Consider the following 4444-nt stretch of genomic DNA (forward strand, 5'->3'; position numbering starts at 1 on the left):
GAGAACCCCGTCCCGTCCGCCGCCTCCGCGAACGCCTTGCACCGACCGTCCGCCGCCAACCCCTGCTGACGACTGAAGTCCACGAACAGACCGGGTGAGGCCATGACCGTGACGCCGCCGGCGAGGGCGAGGTCGCATTCGCCGTTGCGCAGGGACTGCGCGGCGAGGTGCAGGGCCACGAGAGAGGCGGAGCAGGCGGTGTCGACGGTGACCGCCGGGCCTTCCAGCCCGAAGGTGTAGGACAGTCGGCCGGAGACGACGCTGGCGGCGTTGCCGGTGAGCATGTAGCCCTCGAAGTCCTCGCCCGACGCGGCGAGCATTCCGGTGTAGTCCTGGCCGTTGGTGCCGGCGAACACACCGGTGCGGCTGCCGCGCAGCGACCGCGGGTCGATCCCCGCCCGCTCGAACGTCTCCCACGCCATCTCCAGCAGGAGGCGCTGCTGCGGGTCCATCGCCACGGCCTCGCGCGGCGAGATGTTGAAGAACGCCGGGTCGAACCCGCCCGCGTCGCTGAGGAATCCCCCGGTCCGGGTGTGGACGGCGACCCCCTTGCCGGGCTCGGGGCGGTGGAGGGCGTCGAGATCCCAGCCGCGGTCCTCGGGGAAGGGGACGAGGCCCTCTTCGCCGTCCAGGAGCATCCGCCACAGCTGTTCGGGGGTGTCGATGCCGCCGGGGAACCGGCAGCCCATGGCGACGACGGCGATCGGGTCGTCGTCGACCGCGGTGCGGCGCCGGGCTTCGTCGGGCGCGGCGGGTGCGGTGTCGTCGGCGATCTGGGTGAGCAGGAAGTCGGCCAGGCTCCGGCAGTCGGGGTGGTCGAAGACGAGGGTGCTCGGCAGGCGCAGGCCGGTGACGCGGTTCATGCCGTTGCGCAGTTCGATGGCGCTGAGCGAGTCGATGCCGAGGTCGGTGAAGGGGAGTTCGGGTTCGACGGCGTCGGCCGAGGGGTATCCGAGGACGCTCGCGACGTGTCCGCGCACGATCTCCAGGGCGGCGCCGGCCCGTTCGTAGTCGGGCAGGGCCGTCAGGTGGGCGTGCAGCGACGACACCTCGGCCGCAGCCGTCGTGTCCTGCCGCACGGCCTGCAACGCCCGCCGTGCGGCAGGCAGTTCGTCGAGGAGACGGGTCGGCCGCGGGGCGGCGAAGGACAGCGCGTAGGTGTCCCAGCGCAGGTCGGTGACGACGACGTGGGCGTCGCCGAGGTCGAGGGCACGGCCGAGGGCCTCGCAGGCCACGGCGGTGTCCATGGGGTGCACTCCGTAACGGCGCATGCGGTCGCCGGCGGCGTCTCCCACCATGCCGCCCTCGGCCCACAGGCCCCAGGAGACGGCGGTGGCGGGAAGGCCGGCGGCACGGCGTTCGGCGGCGAGCGCGTCGAGATACGCGTTGCCGGGAGCGTAGTTGCCGAGGCCCGCGCCGCCGAGGACGCCCGCGGTGGAGGAGAACATGACGAAGGCGGAGAGGCCGAGGTCGCGGGTGAGTTCGTGCAGGGCCCGTGCGGCGGCGGCCTTGCCGCGCAGGACGGGTTCCATGCGGTCGGCGCCGAGTGACTCGATCACGCCGTCGTCGAGGGCGCCGGCGACGTGGAACACCGCGTCCAGCGGCCGGTCCGCGGGGACCGCGGCGAGCAGGCCGGCGAGGGCGGTGCGGTCGGCCGCGTCGCAGGCCGCGAGGGTGACGTCGACTCCACGGGCGGTGAGTTCGTCCCGCAGGTCGACGGCGCCCGGCGCGTCGGCGCCGCGGCGGCCGGCCAGCACCAGACTGGTCGCGCCGCGGTCGGCGAGCCAACGGGCGACGTGCCCGCCCAGGGCTCCCGTGCCCCCGGTGACCAGGACGGTTCCGCGGGGCTTCCAGCTCTGGGCGACGACGTCCGCGGCCGGGGCGTGGACCAGCCGCCGGCCGTGGGCGCCCGTGGCGCGCAGTGCGATCTGGTCCTCCTGGCCGGGGTCGGCGAGGACGGCGGTCAGGCGGGTGGCGGAGCGGGCGTCGAGGTCGGCGGGCAGATCGATCAGGCCGCCCCAGCGTTCGGCGTGCTCCATGGCGGCGACCCGGCCGAGGCCCCAGACGAGGGCCTGGGCGGCGTCCGGCGCGGGATCGGCCGCGCCCACGGCGACGGCGCCGCGGGTCGCGCACCACAGGGGCGCGTCGACGCCGAGGTCGCCCAGTGCCTGCACCAGGGCGAGCGTGGAGGCGAGGCCGACCGGGACGGCCGGGTGGGCGGGGTGGTCGCGGGTGTCGAGTGCGAGCAGGGAGAGCAGGCCGTCGACGCGTCCCGTGTCCTCGTCGGCCGTGAGGAGGCCCGCGAGCGTGGCCCGGTCCGCGCCGCCGTCCGGCAGGACGATCCGGCGGACCGTGCGGGCGCCGCCCACGGCCAGCGCGTCGGCGACCGCGTCGGCGAGCGCGGTGTGGCCGGTGGTGTCGGCGGGGGCGACCAGCAGCCAGGTTCCGGTGAGGGCGGCCGGGCCGAGGTCGAGCGGCGTGAAGGCGACGCGGTAGCGCAAGGCGTCCGTGGTGGCCAGTGCCCGGCGGGCGCGCCGCCAGCTGCCCAGCGCGGGCAGCACGCTGCTGAGCGGGGCGTCGGCGGGCAGGTCGAGGGCGTCGGTCAGGCTCTCCAGGTCCTCCTGCTCGACGGTCTGCCAGAAGCGGGCCTCGACGGAGTCGGCCGTGAGCCCGCCGTCGGCGGCGAGGTCGGCGGCGACCGCCTCCCGCAGGTTCGGCCAGTAGCGCCGGTGCTCGAACGGGTAGGTGGGCAGGTCGGTGCGGGTGGCGCCGGTGCCGGCGAAGAGGGCTTCGAAGTCGATGCCGACGCCGTGCACGTGCGCCTCGGCGAGCGCGTCGAGGAACTGCCTGAGGTCGCCCCGGTCGCGTCGCAGGGAGCCGAGGACGGCGCCGTCGGCTCCGGCCGCGTCGAGGGTGTCACGCAGTCCGACCGCGAGCACGGGATGCGGTCCGACCTCGATGAAGCTGCGGTGTCCGGCGGCGATCAGGCCGCGCACGGCGTCCTCGAAGCGGACGGTCTCGCGCAGGTTGGCGTACCAGTAGTCGGCGGTCAGCCCGGTGGTGTCGAGCCAGTCGCCGGTGAGGGAGGAGCGGAAGGGGATCTCCGCCTCCCGTGGCGTGATGCCGTCCAAGGCGGCGAGGACGGTGTCCCGGATCGCCTCGACCTGTGCGGAGTGCGACCCGTAGTCCACGTTGACCTTGCGGGCCCGGATGCCGTCGGCCGTGAGGGCGACGTGCAGTTCGTCCAGTGCGCCGGCCTCGCCGGAGACGACGACGGACGTGGGTCCGTTGACGGCCGCGACGGCGAGCCGGTCCGCCCACGGCGCCATGCGGGCGCGGGTGTCGTCGGCCGGCAGCGGCACGGACATCATGCCGCCGGCGCCGGCGATCGCGGTGATGGCCCGGCTGCGCAGGGCGACGACCCGGGCGCCGTCCTCCAGACTCAGTGCGCCGGCGACGCACGCGGCGGCGATCTCGCCCTGGGAGTGTCCGACGACGGCGGCCGGACGGACGCCGTGGGCTTGCCACAGAGCGGCGGTCGCCACCATGACGGCCCACAGGGCGGGCTGGACGACGTCGACGCGGCCGAGGTCGGCGGCGTCGTCGTCGCCCCGCAGCACCGCTGTCAGGGACCAGTCGACGTGCGGGGCGAGCGCCTGCTCGAGGCGGTCGATCAGTTCGGCGAACACCGCTGACTCGTGGAGGAGTTCGCGGGCCATGCCGGCCCACTGGGCGCCCTGTCCCGGAAAGACGAGCACGGGTTCGTCGCCTCCGGGGACGGCCGTGCCGACTGTTGCGGGCACGGTGAGCGGTCCGTCGGCGGCCAGCGCGGCGAGCGTCTCGTCGAGCCGGTCCGCGTCGTCGGCCAGGACGGCCGCGCGGTGGGCGAAGGATGCCCGACCGACGGCCAGGGTGTAGCCGAGGTCGGTGAGCGACGTGCCGGGCCGGGCGCGCAGGTGGGCGCGCAGCCGGACGGCCTGGGCGCGCAGCGCGGCGGGCGTGCGGGCCGACAGCAGCACCGGGACGGCGGGCAGCGCGGTCCGCCCGGCGGGCGACTCCGGCGCATCGGGGGCCTGCTCGACGATGACGTGTGCGTTGGTGCCGCTCATGCCGAAGGAGGACACCCCGGCGCGGCGGGCGCGGCCGGTGACGGGCCAGGGCTGTTCCTCGTTCAGCAGCCGGACCCGGCCGGCGTTCCAGTCGACGTGCGGCGTCGGGTCGTCCGCGTACAGGGTGCGCGGCAGGATCCCTTCGCGCAGGGCCATGACCATCTTGATGACGCCGCCGACGCCCGCGGCGGCCTGGCTGTGCCCGATGTTGGACTTCAACGAGCCGAGCCACAGCGGCCGGTCCTCGTCGCGGTGCTGGCCGTAGGCCGCGATCAGCGCCTGGGCCTCGATGGGGTCGCCGAGGACGGTTCCGGTGCCGTGCGCCTCCACGGCGT

1 protein-coding gene is annotated in these 4444 nt (G+C 75.5%); it reads right to left on the bottom strand.

What is annotated here, in order from left to right:
• The coding region (locus ABT300_RS41795) for an SDR family NAD(P)-dependent oxidoreductase (protein WP_351687770.1) at nt 1-4444 on the bottom strand (4444 nt) is incomplete at both ends.

The sequence above is a fragment of the Streptomyces sp. NPDC001027 genome (assembly GCF_040299045.1).
Classification (GTDB): domain Bacteria; phylum Actinomycetota; class Actinomycetes; order Streptomycetales; family Streptomycetaceae; genus Streptomyces.